Source organism: Streptomyces sp. MST-110588 (assembly GCF_022695595.1).
Classification (GTDB): Bacteria; Actinomycetota; Actinomycetes; order Streptomycetales; family Streptomycetaceae; genus Streptomyces.
The window spans coordinates 1,893,041-1,912,626 of record NZ_CP074380.1; the positions used below are offsets into that span (position 1 = coordinate 1,893,041).

Here is a 19,586-nt window from a genome sequence, read left to right on the forward strand (position 1 = left end):
CGGTGTGTGTCTGTCTGATGCCGGAACGCCTGCTGTGTCCCGGCCAGTCCTGGATGTGCGCCGAACTCAGTCGGCGGCGGTGGCGGGCACGGGGACCGCTGGGTCCCCAGCGCCTCCTTCAGGCCCGCAGGTGCACGCGGGAGATCCCGGCGCGGGCGACCCCGGCGCGCGCTGCTGGCGCAGCTCGGCGACGGCCGCCTCGAAGTCGTCCAGCGAATCGAAGGCGCGGTACACCGACGCGAAGCGCAGGTACGCCACGAGGTCGAGTTCCTGGAGCGGGCCCAGTATGGCGAGCCCGACGTCATGGGTGGACAGCTCGGCACTGCCGGTGGCGCGCACCGCCTCCTCGACCCGCTGGCCGAGCTTGGCGAGGGCGTCCTCGGTGACCGGGCGGCCCTGGCACGCCTTGCGCACTCCGGCGATGACCTTGTTACGGCTGAAGGGCTCGGTGACCCCGCTCCGCTTGATCACCATGAGTGACGCCGTCTCGATGGTCGTGAAGCGACGGGAGCAGTCGGGGCACTGGCGGCGCCGGCGGATCGAGGTGCCGTCGTCGGTCGTGCGGCTGTCGACGACCCGGCTGTCGGGGTGCCTGCAGAAGGGGCAGTGCATGGCTTCACCCTCCTCACCCTCGAATACGGACGCACGCCACCGTTCCCGGCGTACGGCTGATGAGCCCCCAACGGCCTGGTCGGGCCCCTCGGAGCAGCCCCAAGCATAGGCGATCCCCGGAACCCCGAAAGACCAGCCACCACAACTTGTAGGCGGTTGACAGCATCAAACCACTAGATGTGGTGTCAGGTGGTGAGCGTCACCCACAGCGTGTCGCCGCACGGTGAGGGGGGAGGGGGCGTCCTGGAGGCCGTCCACGAGGTTACGGGAAAGGCCCCGGCGGGCGGGACGGCGGGGCGGGGATGACAGAATCGACCGTGTCGCGGCGCTCGCTCACCGGCGTTCGGACGCCTGCGGAGGCGGACAGCCGTGGCCGCACCGGGCCAAAAACCTCGTAGCGAAGAATACCGTAATGACCCGAATTGCGATTCGGCTATACACCTAACTACGTGATCAGGTCAGGTAATCCGGAAATTTTCACTCGAACGTGTGTTTGGCGCAACCTTTCGAAAGCAACTACCGTTGGCTAGCTAGGGAGCACTTTCCGAGAGGGGCCGACGTGACCACCACCGCAGACAGCGCCACCATCACCGCCCAGAGCCACTCCCCTAGCCGATTCGAGCATCCGCAGCAGGCCCAGAAACCGCCGATGGACGAGAACACCATGAATGCCGAGGGGCAGAAGCCCGCGCGCTCGCTGCCGGGCCGGCCACCAGGAATCCGCGCCGACAGCTCGGGGCTCACCGACCGGCAGCGCCGGGTCATCGAGGTCATCCGGGATTCGGTCCAGCGCCGCGGCTACCCGCCGTCCATGCGCGAGATCGGGCAGGCGGTGGGGCTGTCCAGCACCTCGTCCGTCGCCCACCAGCTCATGGCCCTGGAGCGCAAGGGCTTCCTGCGCCGCGATCCGCACCGCCCCCGGGCGTACGAGGTCCGTGGCTCGGACCAGCCCAGCAGCGCCCCGGCCGACACCGCGGGCAAGCCGGCCGCCTCCTACGTTCCGCTGGTCGGCCGGATCGCCGCGGGCGGTCCCATCCTCGCCGAGGAGTCGGTGGAGGACGTCTTTCCGCTGCCCCGGCAGTTGGTCGGGGACGGCGAGCTGTTCGTCCTGAAGGTGGTCGGCGACTCCATGATCGAGGCCGCGATCTGTGACGGCGACTGGGTGACGGTCCGCCGCCAGCCGGTGGCGGAGAACGGTGACATCGTGGCCGCCATGCTGGACGGCGAGGCGACGGTCAAGCGCTTCAAGCGCGAGGACGGCCATGTGTGGCTGCTGCCGCACAACGCGGCGTACCAGCCGATTCCCGGTGACGAGGCGACGATCCTCGGCAAGGTGGTGGCGGTTCTGCGGCGGGTCTGAGGGGTCCGGCCCTCCGCTCACAACCGGGCCCCGGAGCCACTGCGCCGGTTCCGGGGCCCGTGTCCTACCTCGTCCACGGACCGCTACGCGCTGTTACCGTCCCTCCGCCTTCGCCGCCGCGTCGATCGCGGCCAGGGAACGGCGGACCTGGTTACGGTCCGTGGTGTACCAGAACTCCGGCATCGACTTGCGCAGGAAAGATCCGTAGCGGGCCCGCTCCACCCTGGGGTCCAGGACGGCCACCACCCCGCGGTCGCCCGTGGCCCGTACGAGACGGCCCGCGCCCTGGGCCATCAGCAGGGCCGCATGGGTCGCCGCGACCGCCATGAAGCCGTTGCCGCCGGCCTCCTCCACGGCCTTCTGCCGGGCGCTCATCAGCGGGTCGTCCGGACGCGGGAAGGGCACCCGGTCCATGACCACCAACTGACAGCTCGGTCCCGGCACGTCCACGCCCTGCCACAGCGACAGCGTGCCGAACAGACACGTACGGGCATCCGCGGCGAACGTACGGATCAGCTCGCCCAGCGTCTCCTCGCCCTGGAGCAGGACCGGCATGTCCAGGCGCCCGCGCATGGCCTCGGCCGCGGCCTGGGCGCCACGCATGGAGGAGAACAGACCGAGCGTCCGGCCGCCGGCCGCCTCGATCAGCTCCGCCAGCTCATCCAGCATGTCCTCGCGGCTGCCCTCGCGGCCCGGCTGGGCCAGATGCTTGGCGACGTACAGGATGCCCTGCTTGCCGTAGTCGAAGGGTGAGCCGACGTCCAGGCCCTTCCACCGCGGCTCGTCCTCGCCCGCCGTGCCCTCGGGGGCCAGGCCCAGTGAGGCGCCGACGCCGTTGAAGTCCCCGCCCAGCTTGAGGGTGGCCGAGGTCAGGACGACGGAGCGGTCCGCGAAGAGCTTCTCGCGCAGCAGCCCGGACACCGACAGCGGCGCCACCCGCAGCGAGGCGCCGAAGCGGTCGTGGCGCTCGTACCAGACCACGTCGTACTCGGAGCCGTTCGCGATGCGCTCGGCTACCGCGTGCACGTTCTCGACCGAGGCCAGTGCCTGCTTGCGTACGGCGTCCTCGTCCTGGACGGACTTGTCGCGGGTGGAGCCGAGCGCCGAGATGACCGTACGGGCCGCGTCGCGCAGCGCCATCAGGCAGTACCCGAGGTCTTCGGGGATCTCCTCCAGGCGACCGGGCAGGGCCAGCTCCATGAGGCGCTCGAAGGAGTCCGCGGCCGTCTGGAGCTGGTCGGCGGCCTTCTCGTTGACGAGCTTGGCCGCCCGCCGGACCGCGCGGTTGACCTGCCCGGGAGTCAGCTCGCCGGTGGCCACGCCGGTGACCCGGGAGACCAGCTCATGGGCCTCGTCGACGATCAGTACCTCATGCTGCGGCAGGACCGGGGCGCCCTCGATGGCGTCGATCGCCAGGAGGGCGTGATTGGTGACGATCACGTCGGCGAGCTTGGCGCGCTCGCGGGCGGCCTCGGCGAAGCACTCCGCGCCGTACGCGCACTTCGAGGCGCCCAGGCACTCGCGGGAGGTGACCGAGACCTGTCCCCAGGCCCGGTCGGAGACGCCGGGGGTGAGGTTGTCGCGGTCGCCCGTCTCCGTCTCGTCCGCCCAGTCCCGCAGCCGCAGCAGGTCCTTGCCCAGCTTGCTGGTGGGGGTGGCCTGCTCGAAGGGGTCGAAGAGGCCCTCCTCCTCTTCCTTTGGGACACCTTCGTGGAGCCGGTGCAGACACAGGTAGTTGGACCGGCCCTTGAGCATGGCGAACTGCGGACGGCGGCGCAGCAGCGGGTGCAGCGCCTCGACCGTACGCGGAAGATCGCGCTCGACGAGCTGGCGCTGGAGCGCGAGCGTGGCGGTGGCCACCACGACCTTGTCGCCGTGGGCCAGCGCCGGGACCAGATAGCCGAGGGACTTTCCGGTGCCGGTGCCGGCCTGGACGAGCAGATGCGCCTGGTCGTCGACCGCCTCGGCGACGGCTTCGGCCATGGCGACCTGGCCGGGGCGCTCGGTGCCGCCGACGGCGGTGACGGCGGCGTGGAGCAGATCAGGGAGGGAGGGCTTCGTCATAGCGTTGCCACCCTACGCGGGACCACTGACAAACCGCCCGGTCATGGGAGAAGGACCGGATGTTCCCGGACCCGGAAACGGCTGTCACCGGGCCCGGACACCGTTGCCACAGGGCCTGAAACGGATCTCATCGGGCGGCCGGGAGCGGCTGCCGACGGGTACGGACGATGATCACAGGCCGTGGAGCGGATTGGGGACGGTGCCGTGTACGGCCGCGTGCGGACGTGCCGCGCGGTCGCGGTAACCGTCCAGATGGAGCCGGTTGCGGTTCAGGCACAGCCGCTCGATGCGCGGGGTGAGCAGGTCGAAGGTCTCGTGCCGTTCCTTCAGGTGCGGGAAGCGTTCCTGATGGCGCAGGATCTCCGCCCGTACGAGTGACCAGAACTCCCCCTCCGGTACGGACAGTTGCCCCTCGCACAGGGGGGCGAGATAACGGAAGACACCGATGAACAGGCCCGAGTGCAGGAACTGGGTGAGGAAGGCGGGCGGCTCGGTCAGCAGGACGGAGCGGACGTCCTGCGGCATGGTCTCGTGCTCCGGGAGCCGTTCGGCACTGGTGTTGACGTCGTCGACGAAGTCCTTGACGGCCAGGCGGGTGGGGACGTCGTGTTCGTCGAAGACGACGATGGCGTTCTCGCCGTGCGGGGAGAAGACCGTGCCGTACTGGTAGAGGAAGTGCAGCAGGGGCGGCAGCAGGGCGGCGAACAGGCGGCGCAGCCACGCCCGGGGGCCAGGCCGGACCGGTGCACCAGCTCGGCGGTTAAAGCGCGGCCGGACGGGTCGGTCTGGAGCAGCGCGGCCAGGGTCCGGGCGCGCTCGCCGGGATCGAGGTACCGGGTGATCGGCTCGCGCCAGATGCAGCCGAGGAGTTCCTTGTACTGGTACGGGACACCGGGCAGCCGGTCGTACAGGGGGTGTTCGACGGTGACGGACGCGGTCTCGCCCAGCAGGATGACCCGGGTCTCCTCGCGCAGATAGCGGTCGGCGTCCCGCAGGCCGAGCACCCAGGAGGTGACGGCGGGGGCGGCGATGGTGCGCTCGGTCGGCAGACCGCGCCACACAAGGGTGTTGAGGATGGACAGCGGCAGCTTGACCGTACGGGCCTGCGGACGGCTGGCGTTGAGGAAGGTGCGGATGGACTGCTGGGGCAGCCGCAGGTCGTTGTCAGTGGGCAGGGGGATGATGGATCTGTCGGCGAGCTGCGGGGCGAAGAGGGGGGCGATCGTTTCGTCCCACTGCCAGGGGTGGACGGGGAGCCAGAGGTAGTCGTCGGGGTTACGGCCCAGGGAGGAGACGGTGCGGGAGAAGGTGTCACGGGTGCCGGCGGAGAGTTCTTCGCCGTAGAGACGATCGGGGGTGGCCAGGGCGGGGACGCCCCGGTAGGTGGCGAGGTCACGGCGGGCGGCGAGCCACGGGAGGCGCTGGGGAAGGCGCGCTTCGGGGGTCCACTGCTCGGCGTCGGCGGTGGAGAAGCCGAGCCGTCCTTTGTTGGCGACCAGCCAGGGGTGGCCGGTCTGATGCCCTTCGAGGGTCGCGTAGTCCAGGTCGGCGAGTTCGGCCGCGTCGACGGCGGTGGTGTCCAGGCGGAGGTCGGCGGCGAGGGTGGCGGTCAGCTCGCGGATGAGGTGGCCGGTGGTGTCGCCGGTCAGGTTCAGCACGGTGTCGTGGGCGTGGGCGATGAAGTGGAGGGGGTCGCCGCTGGGGGTGATGGAGTCGGGGTCCACGCGCCAGTGCCCGTACGCACCGCGGCGGGCGACGAAGCGGTAGGTGATGTCGCCGGTGAGCCGGAGGCGGTACCGGGCGCAGTTCGCGGGTGCGGCGCCGACCGGCGCGCACCTCCCGGGTGGACAGTCATCAGGTGGGGGGCCGCCGGTTGCGGAGCCGTCGGGTGCGGGGCCGTCGAGCTCGGGGGTGATCACTTCTTCGTACGCGAATTCCGCCAGCATCTTGGCGAGCAGCCGGCGCGCGGCGTGCCGCCAGGCGATGTCCGGAGTGGGGGGTGAAGGGGACAAGGCGGGACTCCTCGGGTGGGACGAGGTGGGACCGGATCGGCACGGACAGGGGGTGGAGGGCCCGTGAGACGAGGGCCGAAGACGGAGGGCCGGAGTACGGAGGGCTCTGGGGTGCGGAGGGCTCTGGACTACGGAGGGAGGGGCGCGGCGAGGAGCCTGGGTGCGGGCCGGGGACCGGGCCCGCGGGTCAGAGCAGGTGCCGCAGGGCGCGGTCGCGGATCATCAGGGCCGCGCGCTTGTTGGGCAGGTCGATCTCGGCGCTGTAGCGGAAGCCGGCGCCGAGGAAGGCCGCGACGGAAGGGGTGTTGCGCAGGTCCGGCTCGGCGACGACCCGGCAGCAGTGCGGGCGGTGGTCCAGTACGAGGTCGGCGACGGCCCGCAGCAGGGTGGTGCCCAGGCCGCGCCCGCGGTCGGCCACGCCCCCGAGGAGCAGGTGCACGCCGGTGTCGTGCGGGCGGGCCGGGTAGTAACGGGCGACGGGGTCCAGATCGGCCCGGTAGATCTCCCAGTAGCTCATGGGGACACCGGCCAGGACGCCGAGGCAGGGCACGCTGCGCCCGTCGCCGTCGAGTTGGGCGCGCAGATGGGCGCCGGTGATCTCCGGGGGCCCCGCCAGCTTCCAGAAGGCGGCCACCGCGGGATCGTTCATCCAGCCGGAGATCAGGCTCAGATCACGGTCGGGACGGACCGGGACGAGCTGGAAGAGGCCGGCCGACGTGTCGGCGGGACCCCAGGCGGCGAGGTTGTCCAGGAGCGGACCGGCGCACGGCTCGTCGTCCTGGACGGGCGGCCGGCCCCCGTCGGTGAAGAGCGCGGCGCCGCATGCGGGGGGAAGTCCCAGGTCTTCGGGTGGAAGTCGCAGGTCGAGGGTGTCGTCGGTGCTGGAGCTCGGGCTCGGATCGGAGGGGGGCACGGCGACGCTCTCCTCTCATGGCCTCATGGGTCATAGGGGGTGGGTAGGAGGAGTACGGGACGGCTGGGGGTCATGGGTGCAGGGGGTTGGGGATCGTGACGTACACGGACTGGGTGTCGACCGGGCCGACGAGTTCGTCCAGGCCCTGGAGGCGGGTCAGGAGATTGGCCTTGCAGCGCAGGGTGGGTGTGGCCAGGAGGTGGCCGGGCAGCGGTGAGCGGTGTGCGGCGGGTGCGCCGGCGGCATCGGCGAGGAACCGCCGCAGGGCGGCGAGCAGCACGTCTTCGCGGGCGAGTCCTTGTGCGCCGAACGCGCCGATGAGCCCGAGGACGTTGTTGATGCCCAGGTAGTAGGCGAAGCGCTCGTCGGTGACGGTGTCGGCGACGAAGGTGTCGCTGGTGGCGCCGATGCCCGGCAGCCGCCGCTCCAGCTCCTCGCGCCGGGACGCGCGGAAGTAGTAGCCCTGGTTGTCGCGGTAGCGCCCGCCGCTCGGCCAGCCGTCGGGGTCCAGCAGGACGAGGGTGTTCTGCTGGTGGGCCTCCAGGGCGATGCCCGCGGTGCCGTCGAGCCATAGGACGGGCCGTACGACCGCTTCCAGGTAGCGCAGGAACCACTCGGCGGCCACGGCGCCCGCGGGCCGGCCGGTACGGGCGGTGAGCGCGCCGATCAGGTCGGCGAGCCGGGAGCGCAGGCCCGGGCGGCCGGGCCAGGGGCGGGGCGAGGTGAGCGCCGCGATGCACACGGCGTCGTCGTGGGCGGCGAAGGGGTTGTGGCGGATGACGGCGTCCAGGCCGCGCACCGGCCGCCCGTCCGCCGTGGTGACGGCCAGCCACGCCGGGTCGCGGACGATGTCGAAGCCCGGGTGAGCCGCCTGCCACTGCTCCGCCAGGCCCGTACGCAGCAGCCGGTGGACCTCGACGCCCCGCTCCAGCTCCTTGCGGAGGTTCTCCCGGCGCGAGTTGGTGATGCGCAGGCCCAGCGAGAGCTTGAGCATGGCGTTGGTGCCGGGCCGGCAGACGGTGCGTACGGAGGAGGTGGGGTGCCAGGGCGCGCCGTGCGGGCCGAGGTCGCGCAGCAGCCCGGCGTCGATGAGCGCGGCGACGTCCGGGCGGTGACGGAGTTCCCGGGCCTGCCAGGGGTGTACGGGCAACAGGGCGTCGCTGTCGGGGAGTTCGAGCGGTGCGCCGGTCAGCCGGGCGGCGAGCCGGTCGGCCGTGACCGTACGGCCGCGTTCGGTCCACGCCGAGTCGGTGGCCAGTACGGAGCGGTTCACGGCCATCCAGTGGAGCGGGAAGGAGCCGCGCAGTTCGGGTGAGTACCGGTGGGTCTCGGCCTCGGAGAGCCCTTCCCGGCTTTTGGGGGTGGGGTGGAGCGGATGGCCGAACAGGAGGGACTGCTCGGCTCCGAGGAAGAGGGACCGGTCGGCGCTTTCGGCGCTTTCGGCGCTTTGGACGTTGGCGATGCGTTCGGCACGGTCGGCCCGCTCGGCATCGGGGCGCTCGGCATCGGGGCGCTCGCCGGCGGCCGTACGGTCGTCGGTGGGGCGGGCGCGGCGGTCGGCGAGGAAGAGGGCGGTGCAGCGTACGGAGTTGGCGACCCGGCCGACCAGGTCACTGCCGTCCGCGTCCGGCACCCCGCCACCGCCGTCGCCGCGCACGGCCTCCCGGCGCAGCAGTGCGGCGACGGTGACGGCGTCCAGCGGGGGGGCGTCGGCCGGGGCGCCTTCCAGCCGGGGGATGCCGAAACGGTGCCAGCCGGTGGGCGACCAGTAGCGGACCGGCAGACGCAGTGCCGTGGCGCTGGCGTCCAGGGGGATGCGCAGGGTGTGGCCGGCGGGACGGGCGATGCCGCTCTCCCGGACCCAGCAGCGCAGCAGGTTCTCCGTACCGGCGGCGTCGGCGGCGGTCACCGGGTCGAAATGATCCAGCGGGTCCGGCTGATGCACCGGGTCCGCTTGCTCGGCCGGGTCCGGCTCGCTCGAAGGGCACGGCTCGTGCCGGGGGGCCGGTTCGTTGAGCACCGCCGACTCGTCCAGCACCACCGGTTCGCTCAGGGGCATGGGGTGGTCGTGCGGCACGTCCGGATCTCCGTACCGTGCGTCGTCCGCCCCGGCCTCCGCTTCCGCGCCAGGCATACCGGGCGCACCGGGTGTACCGGGCGGACCAGGCGGACCAGGCGGACCAGGCACGCTGACGCACAGCTCGTCCGCGCCGGCCACCACCGCGCCGGAGCCTTCGGCACCCGGCACCGCGGCGGCCCGTACCTCCCGGCCGCCGCTCCACTCGCCGCACTCCATGGACTGCTCACGCTCGACGCGCTCCCCGTACTCCAGCGGCCCCGCGAACTCGCCGGGCCTCGGTACGGACACCCCCTCGGGTTCGTCCCGCAGCCGGCCGCCACGGCGCTTCTGTCGCGGTACGGCGGGCTCGATCACCTGGGCCAGGGGTTCGCCGACGGGTGGTCGCTCTTCGGCTGCAGCCCCGTCGGGGCCGGTGTGTTCGTTCATCGGGGTGTGCCTCACATGCTCGGCGTGGTGGTCGGGCGGGGCGAGGCCGTGGGCCCGGTGGACGTGCGGACCGCTGCCGCCATGGCGTCGGCGAGCCGGTCCAGGACCGCCTCCGCCTGTTCGTCGGTGATGGTCAGTGGGGGCAGCAGGCGGACGACGGCGGAGTGCCGTCCGCCCAGTTCGACGATCAGTCCTCGTCGCAGGCACTCCTGTTGGATCGCCGCGGCCAGCTCCGGAGCGGCGGGCAGCGCACCGGCGTCGTCCGCCGTGGCCCGTACGTCGACGATCTCGATGCCGATCATGAGCCCACGGCCGCGCACGTCACCGACGCAGTCGTGTTCCGCGGCGAGCCCGCCGAGCCGCGCGAGCATCCGGGCGCCGAGGTCCGCGGCACGCCGGGCGAGGCCGTTCTCCCGTACGTACGCGAGCGTGGCGGCGCCCGCGGCCATGGCGAGCTGGTTGCCGCGGAAGGTTCCCGCGTGGGCGCCGGGGCGCCAGCAGTCCAGCTCCTCCCGGTAGACGACGACCGCGAGCGGCAGGCTGCCGCCGATGGCCTTGGAGAGAACCAGTACGTCGGGGACGATGCCGCTGTGTTCGATCGCCCAGAAGGCGCCGGTCCGGCCGACGCCGGTCTGCACCTCGTCCACGATGAGCGGGATGTCCCTGGTGGCGGTGATCTGCCGCATACGCCGCAGCCAGCTCTCCGGCGCGGGGATCACCCCGCCCTCCCCCTGGACCGGTTCGAGGATCATTCCGGCCGGGTGGGGCACGCCGGCCTTCTGGTCGTCCAGTAGGTTCTCGGTCCAGCGCGCCGACAGCTCGGCGCCGCGCCCGCCGCCCGTACCGAAGGGGCAGCGGTAGTCGTACGGGTAGGGCAGCCGGGTCACGGTCGTATCCGGCGCGCCTCCTGACGCGGCCAGGGCGCCCGCGGTCATCCCGTGGTAGGCGCCGGTGAACGCCAGCAGGCCGTCCCGGCCGGTCGCGGTCCGTACGAGCTTGAAGGCGGCCTCCACCGCGTCCGTGCCGGCCGGCCCGCAGAACTGGATGCGGGCACGGTCCGCGAACTCCGCGGGGAGGGTGGCGAACAGCTCTGTGGTGAAGGTGTCCTTGACGGGCGTGGCGAGGTCCAGGACGTGCAGCGGGGCGCCGGAATCCAGGACCGCGCGGATGGCTTCCAGTACGACGGGGTGGTTGTGGCCCAGGGCCAGGGAACCGGCCCCGGAGAGACAGTCGAGGTAACGGCGGCCGTCGGCACCCTCGATGGTCAGTCCGCGGGCACGTACCGGGACGATGGGGAGGGAGCGGGCGTACGTGCGGGCAGCGGATTCGCGGAGCGACTGCCGCCGCAGGATGCCCTCGTGAGCCGGGGGCGGCGCCATCGGCAGAGGCTTGGTCAGGGCCACGGCGATTCGGTCCTCCTGCTGCTGAACTGCGTCGGACTGAGGTGCTAGGTGCTAGGTGCTAGGTGCTATTGAGGCGCTACTCAGGTGCTGAGGTCGTGAGGAACTGCTGCGCTGCTGCTGTTGTTGCTGTTCGCGGTGGCGGTGCTGTTGTGGTGCTGCTGTTGCTGTGGTGGTGCCGGTGTTCTGCTGTTGCGGTACCGGCCGGGGGCCGCCGGTCCGCTGGCGCGCGGCCTCGCCGTCCCCCGTACGTACCAACGACGCCGCCGACCCGGGATCACGGTCTGACGAAAGATCGTTGCGGGACGGAACCGGGGACCCGCTCATCACCGTCACCATCAGCACCGGCATAGTGGGGTCTTGCACCTGGACCCTTAAGGTGCATGACAAGCAGCACACAAGACGCCGCGCATTCCGTTGGCACATCGGTCGCGACGTGCACAGCAGACAGAGCAGACACACCAGTCATAGCAACACAAGTCCGTACAGCACAGCTTGAACACACACAGAGCTGGAACACACAGGGGGAACTCACCCATGCGATCCATACGTCGGCCTGTCCTGGCCGCCGCCGCTCTCACCGCCGTGGTGGCGCTGACCGCGACCGGGTGCGGCCCGGAGAGCTCTCAGGCGGATGGCAAAGCCGACCAGTCCGCGGGGCAGAGCAGCTCGGGCGGGGGTGAGATCAAGATCCCCCAGGAGATCCAGGACAAGCTGAAGGAACACGGCATCGACCTGGACAAGTGGAAGAACGGCGAGTGGAAGAACTGGTCCAAGGACAAGTGGCTCCGCGAGGCCGGCGAGTTCATCAACCCGATCATCAAGGACTTCTGGAACCCGGACCGGATCGGTAAGGCCAAGCCGCCGGAGCAGCCCAGCAAGCCCGAGGACATCTCCCAGGACCAGGGCAAGACCGACCCGGAGCCGCGGCCCGTCACGGCCCTGCCGGTCAAGACGCCGCTGACCAAGACCGCGCCCGGCGTCGGCCTGCTGCTGTTCAGCACGCCGCAGGGCAACGCCCAGTGCTCGGCCACGGTGGTCAAGGACCCGGCGCACCCCGGCAAGTCCAACCTGGTGTGGACCGCGGGTCACTGCGTGCACGCCGGCAAGAACGGCGGTTGGTACCGCAACGTCATGTTCGTGCCGTCCTTCAACCGGACCGGCAAGCCCGCGAGCCAGATGAAGACCACGCCGTTCGAGGACCGGGTCCCGGCAGGCAAGTGGTGGGCGGACGACATGGCGACCTCCGACCAGTGGATCAAGGACGGCGGCGCCGTTCCGGGCGTGCCGATGGCTCCGTACGACTTCGCGCTGATGCACGTGAAGTCGGAGGACGGCAGCGGCAAGTCCCTGGAGGAGATGGCCGGCGGGGCGTACAAGGTCGAGTTCAACGCTCCGGCGATCGGCAAGATCTCGAGCCTGACCGCGCAGGGCTACCCGGCCGAGGCGCCGTTCGACGGCGCGATCCAGGAGCAGTGCACCGACAAGCCGGGCCGGCTGTCGATGGACGCCAAGAAGCCGACCATGTACCGGATCGGCTGCACCATGACCGGTGGCTCCTCCGGTGGCCCCTGGTTCATCAAGGGCAAGGACGGCCAGACCGTGCTGGTGTCCAACATGTCGATGGGCCCGCGGCCCGCTCGCTGGTCGGCCGGACCGCACCTCGGTCCCGAGGCCAAGAGCATGTTCGCCGCCATGAGCAAGAAGTGGGCGAGCAAGCAGTGATCCACGGCGGGGCGCGCTGAAGCGGGCGCCCCGCGCGTATGCCACAGGGCCCGCCTCCGGTTTCCCGGGGGCGGGCCCTGTGCTTCTGTGCTGTGTGCTGCTGTCCCTGTCGTACGGCTGACGCGGTGCCCTTACGGGGACACGGAAACGGACACGGACGCGGGAACGCAAACGGACGGCGACGGCGGATTCGACGGCAGCGGCGGCGGCAGCGAGTGCGCCGGGCCGCCGCCGCCCGCCGACCCCGTCAGCTCCTCGCCGCCGGGGTGTACGGCTCCAGCTCGGCGGCCAGTTCCTCGTGGACCCGCGCCTTGAGGACCGTGCCCTCCGCGGTGTGCTCCTCGGAGATCACCTCGCCCTCGGCGTGCGCCCGCGAGATCAGCGCGCCCTGCGTGTACGGCACCAGCGCCTCGATCTCGACCTGCGGTCGCGGCAGCTCCTCGTCGATCAGGGCGAGCAGCTCCGGGATGCCCTGGCCCGTACGGGCCGAGACGACCAGGGCGTGCTTCTCCCGCCGCAGCAGGCGCTGGAGCACCAGCGGGTCCGCGGCGTCGGCCTTGTTGACGACCACGATCTCGGGCACGTCGGTCGCGCCCACGTCACGGATCACCTCGCGTACGGCGGCGAGCTGCTCCTCCGGCGCCGGGTGCGAGCCGTCGACGACGTGCAGGATGAGGTCGGAGTCGCCGACCTCCTCCATCGTGGAGCGGAACGCCTCGACGAGGTGGTGCGGCAGATGGCGGACGAATCCGACCGTGTCCGCGAGGGTGTAGAGCCGTCCGCTGGGCGTCTCGGCACGCCGCACCGTCGGGTCCAGGGTGGCGAACAGCGCGTTCTCCACCAGCACGCCCGCGCCGGTCAGACGGTTGAGCAGCGAGGACTTGCCGGCGTTGGTGTAGCCGGCGATGGCCACCGAGGGGACCTTGTTGCGCCGGCGCTCCTGCCGCTTGACGTCGCGGCCGGTCTTCATCTCCGCGATCTCCCGGCGCAGCTTCGCCATCTTCTCGCGGATCCGCCGCCGGTCCGTCTCGATCTTGGTCTCACCGGGACCGCGCGTGGCCATGCCGCCGCCACTGCTGCTGGAGCCACCGCCGCCCATCTGCCGGGACAGCGACTGGCCCCAGCCGCGCAGCCGGGGAAGCATGTACTGCATCTGCGCCAGGGACACCTGCGCCTTGCCCTCACGGGACTTGGCGTGCTGCGCGAAGATGTCCAGGATCAGGGCGGTACGGTCGACCACCTTGACCTTGACGACGTCTTCCAGGTGGATGAGCTGGCCCGGCGAGAGCTCACCGTCGCACACGACGGTGTCCGCGCCGCTTTCCAGCACGATGTCACGCAGCTCCAGCGCCTTGCCCGAGCCGATGTACGTGGCCGGGTCCGGCTTGTCGCGGCGCTGGATGACACCGTCGAGCACCAGGGCACCCGCGGTCTCCGCCAGCGCGGCCAGCTCGGCGAGCGAGTTCTCCGCGTCCTGCACGGTCCCGGAGGTCCATACGCCGACCAGTACCACGCGCTCCAGGCGCAACTGGCGGTACTCGACCTCGGTGACGTCCTCCAGTTCGGTGGACAGGCCGGCCACGCGGCGCAGCGCCGCGCGCTCCGAGCGGTCGTACTGGTCGCCGTCACGCTCCCCGTCGATCTCGTGGCTCCAGGCGACGTCCTCTTCCATCAGGGCGTCGGCCCGCAGGTTCTCCGAGAGGCGCTGGCGGTCCTGTGGAAGGGAAGAAGAGGAGGTCATTTGATCCTTTGCGTCGTTGGTAGGCCCCGGCGGGACCGGCCGGTCCCGGGGCACTCGATGATGACAACGTACGGACCGCCCGGGAGATTCCCGGCCGCCGCGGCGTCGACGCCTTGATGGTCGCACGGTGCGCGGGGGCCGTCACACAGGTTTTCGTCCGCCTGCCTGCCACGGGCCGGGCCGCGGTTTCCGGCTTCGTCACCCGGCGGGGGCCTGCGGGCCGGTCGGCCGGGGGACCGGCTTCGTCGTCGGCCGGGTGCCGGGGGTGGCTTCCGGGTCCGTGGCGGGCTTCGTACCGTCCGGCTCGGTGTCCGGCTTCGCCGCCGGGTCGGTCTGCGGCGTGGTCTGCTGCGGCGGCCTGGTCTCCTGTGACGGCTTCACCTGCTGTGGCGGCTTGGCCTGCTGCGGTGGCTTGGCCTGCTGCGGTGGCTTGGCCTGCTGTGGCGCCTGGGGATCATCGCTCTTCCAGTCCGCGTGCCCCGGCATGGGAGGCGTCTTCGTGTCGTACAGCCAGCTCCGGAAGAACGCCGAAAGGTCCTGTCCGGAGATGCGGGAGGCGAGTGCGACGAAGTCGGCGGTGCCCGCCACACCGTCGCGGTGCCGCGTCACCCACGAGCGTTCGAGCCGGTCGAAGGCGTCCGCGCCGATCTTCTCGCGCAGTGCGTACAGCACCAGGGCGCTGCCGTCGTAGATGACCGGGCGGAAGATGCTGATCTTCTTGCCGGGGGCGGGGGCCTTGGGCGCGGCGGGCGGTCCGCCGGTGGCCCGCCAGCGGTCCGAGGACCGGTAGGCGTTGCGCATCCGCTCCACCATGGGGGCCTTGAAGTGCTCCTGGAGGAAGAGCTGCTCGTACCAGGTGGCGTGTGCCTCGTTGAGCCAGACGTCCGACCAGACGCGCGGGCTGACGCTGTTGCCGAACCACTGGTGTGCCAGCTCGTGCACCATCACGGACTCGACGTACCAGGTGGGGTAGCGGGGGTCGGAGAAGAGGCGGTGTTCGAACAGCGAGAGGGTCTGGGTCTCCAGCTCGAAACCCGTTTGCGCCTTGGCGATGAGTACCCCGTACGTCTCGAAGGGGTAGCGGCCGACCTTGCCGCGCATCCACTTCAGGTGGCCAGGCGTCTTCGTGAGCCACCGGGCCATCTTCTCGCGGTCGGCGGCCGGGACGACGTCGCGCACCGGCAGGCCGTCGGGCCCGGTGCGGTGCAGCACCGCGGAGCGCCCGATGGAGACCTGGGCCAGTTCGGTGGCCATGGGGTGGGCGCCGCGGTACGTCCAGGTGGTGGCCGGGCCGGGGACGGCACGCCGGGCCGGCAGGCCGTTGGCGACGACCGTCAGGCCGGGCGGCGCGGTGACGTGGAAGGTGAAGAGCGCCTTGTCCGCCGGGTGGTCGTTGCAGGGGAAGACGCGGTGCGCGGCGTCCGCCTGGTTGGCCATCACCAGTCCGTCTTCCGTACGGACCCAGCCGTCGTCCCCGCCGCCGCGCGGGTCGCTGGTGTGCCGCACGACGATGCGCAGCGGCGAGCCGGGCCGCACCGGGCGCCGGGGGGTGAGAACCAGGTCCTCGCCGCGGGTTTCGTACTTGGCGGGCCGGCCGTTGACCTGCACCGAGCGGACGGTGCCGTGGGTGAAGTCGAGGTTGACGCGGTCCAGGTTTCCGGTGGCCCGGGCTTTGATCTTGGTCACGGCCTCCATCGGCCGGTCGTTGTGGCCGGAGTAGTTCAGGTCGATGTCGTAGGAGGTGACGTCGTACCCCGGGTTGCCCAGCGCCGGGAAGAGCGGGTCACCGATGCCCGCGGGGCCCGGCGGTGGCGGCCCGGCCGCCACGAGCGTGGCGACGGCCAGCAGCCCGAGGCCCGCGGTGCGCCGGGAGGCGGGCACCCTGCGGCGTACGGCGGACAGACCGCGTACCACGGACAGACGGCGTGCCACGGACAGACGGCGTACGGCGGCCCGATCGGGTACGGCGGACAGATCACGTACGGCTTGCAGGCGGAGGACGGCGGCCAGCGGGCGGAGGACGGCGCGCGCGACGGGGCGCGCGATGACGGGACGGCGCGAGGAAGGCGTCATGGCTTACCGCTACCAGCGCGGCCCCCTCTCCCACCGGGGATGCGGCGATACGGCACCCGAACGGAGGGCTCCGGATCGCGATCCGCCCCCTGTACGCGCCGGGCACGGCCCGCCCCTCATACGCACCGGGGCGCACTCCCTCCGCTCCCCCGCCAGCCGCGCCCCCAACTTCACAGGGCCTAAGGCTGGCCTAAGGCTGGCCTAAGGCCGGGCCGCCACGGTCGGCCTCGTACGGCCCGCCCGCAGCACGTCGAAGACCCCGGGGACCTGCCGCATCGCGCGCATGAGGGACGGCAGCGCGGCGGCGTCCGGGAGGTGGAGGGTGTAGGTGTGCCGTACCCGCTGCTCGTAGGGCGGCTCGACGGCCGCCGAGACCACGGCGGCCCCTTCGGCCGCGATGACCTCCGTGAGATCGGCGAGGAGCTGGGGCCTGCTGAACGCCTCGGCGAGGAGGGTCACCCGGCAGCCCTGTACGGCGTCCGCCGCGCCCCGCCAGCGCGCCCCGACCGGCTGCCGGCCGGCCGCGGCCATCCGGGCGACGACCGGGCACAGCGCGCGGTGCACGGTGACCGTACCGCCCCGTACGGCGAATCCGGTCACGGAGTCCGGCGGTACGGGGGTGCAGCAGCCCGCGAGCCGTACGGTCGCCGCGGGGACGTCGGTGACGGCCAGGACGGACGCGGGGGCGGCGAGGGGGGCGCCGGACCGGTCGGCGGGAGCGGAGCCGGCGGCGGGCACGGTCTGCCGCTCGGTCTGCCCCTCGTCCGTACGGGGAGCGGGGCCGCCCGGTCCGCCGGCCGCCCGCTGCCCGCTGTCCCCGGGCTCGGCCGGGGCGTGCCCTGGGCGAGGGGGCGCCGCACGGCCCGGCCCGGGTCGGACGCCCTGCCGTCGTGGGACCGTCCCCCGGTCCGCCGGCCCGGGTGGTTCCACCGGCCCGGACGTTTCGGCGGGTCCGGCCGTCCCGGATGATCCGGGCAGAGCGGAAGGTTCGGGTGACCCGGACGGTTCAGGTGACCCGGACGGTTCAGGTGACCCGGACGGCTCCAGCGACCCGGACGGTTCCAGCGGGCCGCGTGGCCCGGACGGGATGGACGGGTCGGACGGGGTGGACGGGGCGGACGGGATGGACGGGTCGGACAGGGTGGACGGCTCGGACGGCCCGGACGGCGGTGTCCGGCGGCCGGCCCCCGGCCCCGGGCGGTCACCTCCCTGGTGCGCCTGGTGAGCCGCCAGCCAGCGGGAGATGGCGAGCCTGGCGGCAGGCGTACGGGCATGGCCCAGCCACTCCGGGGACGGCCCGGCGGCGGAGTCGGTGGCCATCAGCACATGCACGCTGTCGCCGTCGTGCAGCACCGTGGAGAGCGTGGCCAGGCGGCCGTTGACGCGGGCGCCGATGCAGCGGTGGGCCTCGTCGCCGTACCGCACATACGCCGCGTCCACACAGCTCGCCCCGGCGGGCAGCCCGACGGTGTCCGTTCCGGCCGCCCCGCCCGGCCCGTCGTCCACGCTGAAGACCGTGATCTCGCGGTCCTGGGCCAGGTCGGCGCGGAGCGAGGTCCAGAAGGTGTCCGGGTCCGGGGTGGCGCGCTGCCAGTCCAGCAGGCGCGAGAGCCAGCCCGGCCGGGTGGGGTCGGCGCGCTCACCGTCCGGTGCACGCTCACCGTCCGGTGCGCGCTCGCCGTCCGGTGTGTCCGCGCCGTCCGTAGGGGCGTACGGATTGCCCAGCGCGACGACCCCGGCTTCGGCGACCCGGTGCATCTGGTGCGTACGGATCAGCGTCTCGGCGATCTCCCCGTGCTCGCCGGTGACCGCGGTGTGCAGGGACTGGTAGAGGTTGAACTTGGGCGTGGCGATGAAGTCCTTGAACTCCGAGACCACCGGCGTGAAGCAGGTGTGCAGCTCGCCGAGGACCGCGTAGCAGTCGGCGTCCTCCGTGACGAGCACCAGCAGCCGCCCCAGGTCCGCGCCGGTCACCTTGCCGCGCCCCAGGCGCACCCGGTGGACGGAGACCAAGTGCCGCGGCCGGATGAGCACTTCGGCGTCGATGTCGGCCTCGTGCAGGACGGCGCGCACCCGCTCGGCGATGGCGGCGAGCGGGTCGGGGCGCCCGGCGTGCTCCAGTACGAGCAGCCGCGTGGCCTCGTACTCCTGGGGGTGCAGGATCGCGAAGACCAGGTCCTCCAGTTCGGACTTCAGGGCCTGGACGCCCAGCCGCTCCGCCAGCGGGATGAGCACGTCGCGGGTCACCTTGGCGATCCGGGCCTGTTTTTCGGGGCGCATCACGCCGAGGGTGCGCATGTTGTGCAGCCGGTCGGCGAGCTTGATGGACATCACGCGTACGTCATTGCCGGTGGCGACCAGCATTTTGCGGAAGGTCTCCGGTTCCGCGGCGGCACCGTAGTCGACCTTCTCCAGCTTGGTCACGCCGTCGACCAGGTAGCAGACCTCCGCGCCGAACTCCGCGCGCACCTGGTCCAGCGTCACTTCCGTGTCCTCGACGGTGTCGTGGAGCAGGGAGGCGGTCAACGTCGTGGTCTCGGCGCCCAGTTGGGCCAGGATGAGCGTAACGGCCAGCGGGTGGGTGATGTACGGCTCGCCGCTCTTACGGGTCTGGCCGCGGTGGGAGGACTCGGCCAGGGCGTACGCCTTGCTGAGGATGTCCAGGTCGGCGTCGGGGTGGTGGGTGCGGTGGACCTTGGCGACGTGCTCCAGGGCGTCCGGCAGTCCGGTGCGCGGGGCGGGGCCGAGCAGCGCGGCCCGTCCGATGCGGCGCAGCCCGCGCAGCTCCAGACGGGGGCGGGCCCGCTTGCGGCTCGGGGCTCCCGGGCCGGACTCGGGGGGCGCATCGGGGTTATCAGGGTCTGTGGCCTCTGCGCTCATGGGCACCTCCGGCGGCGTCGACCGGCGGCCGGGCGTTCTTCAGTCCGTCGCCCGGGCCGGTGCTTGATGCTACCGAGCCCATCACGCACCGCTGTCCGGCTCTCGCCCAGCGTGAACCGGATCACCCATTCGAGGGAAGCTCAGGGCGCGTCTCACACGTCGTCCGGAGTGGCGGTGAGCGCCCTGGAGTGCCCTGGTGTGGCCCGGAACGGTCAGGAGCCGTCCGGTGGAGTCGTCCGGTGGAGTTCTCCGGCCGGCGTTCCTCTGCGGACGCGCGCGCCGCCACGTACGTACGCGGCC

General features: G+C 72.0%; 10 protein-coding genes and 1 pseudogene. 2 read left to right on the plus strand and 9 right to left on the minus strand.

What is annotated here, in order from left to right; genetic code table 11:
• Nucleotides 1-66 precede the first annotated feature (66 nt).
• Entirely contained in the window at nt 67-612 is a 546-nt protein-coding gene (gene nrdR, locus KGS77_RS08265; RefSeq protein ID WP_242579912.1) for a transcriptional regulator NrdR, read from the minus strand.
• 559 nt (nt 613-1,171) lie between these two features.
• Between nrdR and lexA the strand changes: the two genes are divergently transcribed.
• Nucleotides 1,172-1,972, plus strand: coding sequence for a transcriptional repressor LexA (lexA, locus tag KGS77_RS08270; RefSeq protein WP_242579914.1), 801 nt, complete (start codon nt 1,172-1,174; stop codon nt 1,970-1,972).
• Nucleotides 1,973-2,065: 93 nt separating this feature from the next.
• Here the strand turns inward: lexA and KGS77_RS08275 are convergent, their stop codons facing one another.
• From KGS77_RS08275 to KGS77_RS08295, 5 genes and pseudogenes are all read right to left on the minus strand, one after another.
• The gene (locus KGS77_RS08275) at nt 2,066-4,036 is read right to left on the minus strand and encodes an ATP-dependent DNA helicase (RefSeq protein WP_242579916.1); all 1,971 of its coding nucleotides are present in this window, start codon (nt 4,034-4,036) and stop codon (nt 2,066-2,068) included.
• Between the two features lie 171 nt (nt 4,037-4,207).
• Nucleotides 4,208-6,048, minus strand: a pseudogene (locus tag KGS77_RS08280) (IucA/IucC family protein).
• A 187-nt stretch (nt 6,049-6,235) separates the two neighbouring features.
• Nucleotides 6,236-6,961, minus strand: a complete 726-nt coding sequence (locus tag KGS77_RS08285) for a GNAT family N-acetyltransferase (RefSeq protein WP_242579918.1) — start codon at nt 6,959-6,961, stop codon at nt 6,236-6,238.
• A 70-nt stretch (nt 6,962-7,031) separates the two neighbouring features.
• The gene (locus KGS77_RS08290; protein WP_242579925.1) at nt 7,032-9,467 is read right to left on the minus strand and encodes an IucA/IucC family protein; all 2,436 of its coding nucleotides are present in this window, start codon (nt 9,465-9,467) and stop codon (nt 7,032-7,034) included.
• An 11-nt stretch (nt 9,468-9,478) separates the two neighbouring features.
• Nucleotides 9,479-10,870, minus strand: a complete 1,392-nt coding sequence (locus KGS77_RS08295) for a diaminobutyrate--2-oxoglutarate transaminase family protein (protein WP_242579926.1) — start codon at nt 10,868-10,870, stop codon at nt 9,479-9,481.
• Nucleotides 10,871-11,404: 534 nt separating this feature from the next.
• Between KGS77_RS08295 and KGS77_RS08300 the strand changes: the two genes are divergently transcribed.
• A complete protein-coding gene (locus KGS77_RS08300) occupies nt 11,405-12,592 on the plus strand; it encodes a hypothetical protein (protein WP_242579927.1) in 1,188 nt (395 codons plus the stop codon).
• Between the two features lie 247 nt (nt 12,593-12,839).
• Here the strand turns inward: KGS77_RS08300 and hflX are convergent, their stop codons facing one another.
• The 3 genes from hflX to KGS77_RS08315 form a co-directional block, all read right to left on the minus strand.
• Nucleotides 12,840-14,333, minus strand: coding sequence for a GTPase HflX (hflX, locus tag KGS77_RS08305; RefSeq protein WP_242579929.1), 1,494 nt, complete (start codon nt 14,331-14,333; stop codon nt 12,840-12,842).
• Nucleotides 14,334-14,531: 198 nt separating this feature from the next.
• Entirely contained in the window at nt 14,532-16,406 is a 1,875-nt protein-coding gene (locus tag KGS77_RS08310; protein WP_242579932.1) for a M1 family metallopeptidase, read from the minus strand.
• Nucleotides 16,407-16,607: 201 nt separating this feature from the next.
• Entirely contained in the window at nt 16,608-19,286 is a 2,679-nt protein-coding gene (locus KGS77_RS08315) for an HD domain-containing protein (RefSeq protein WP_242579934.1), read from the minus strand.
• Nucleotides 19,287-19,586: the final 300 nt, after the last annotated feature.

Excerpts from the sequence above, each read along its gene's own strand:
- nrdR (WP_242579912.1), bottom strand. The coding sequence starts at position 612 with ATGCACTGCCCCTTCTGCAGGCACCCCGACAGCCGGGTCGTCGACAGC.
- KGS77_RS08275 (WP_242579916.1), bottom strand. The coding sequence starts at position 4,036 with ATGACGAAGCCCTCCCTCCCTGATCTGCTCCACGCCGCCGTCACCGCC.
- KGS77_RS08290 (WP_242579925.1), bottom strand. The coding sequence starts at position 9,467 with ATGAACGAACACACCGGCCCCGACGGGGCTGCAGCCGAAGAGCGACCA.
- KGS77_RS08300 (WP_242579927.1), top strand. The coding sequence starts at position 11,405 with ATGCGATCCATACGTCGGCCTGTCCTGGCCGCCGCCGCTCTCACCGCC.
- hflX (WP_242579929.1), bottom strand. The coding sequence starts at position 14,333 with ATGACCTCCTCTTCTTCCCTTCCACAGGACCGCCAGCGCCTCTCGGAG.
- KGS77_RS08310 (WP_242579932.1), bottom strand. The coding sequence starts at position 16,406 with ATGACGCCTTCCTCGCGCCGTCCCGTCATCGCGCGCCCCGTCGCGCGC.
- KGS77_RS08315 (WP_242579934.1), bottom strand. The coding sequence starts at position 19,286 with ATGAGCGCAGAGGCCACAGACCCTGATAACCCCGATGCGCCCCCCGAG.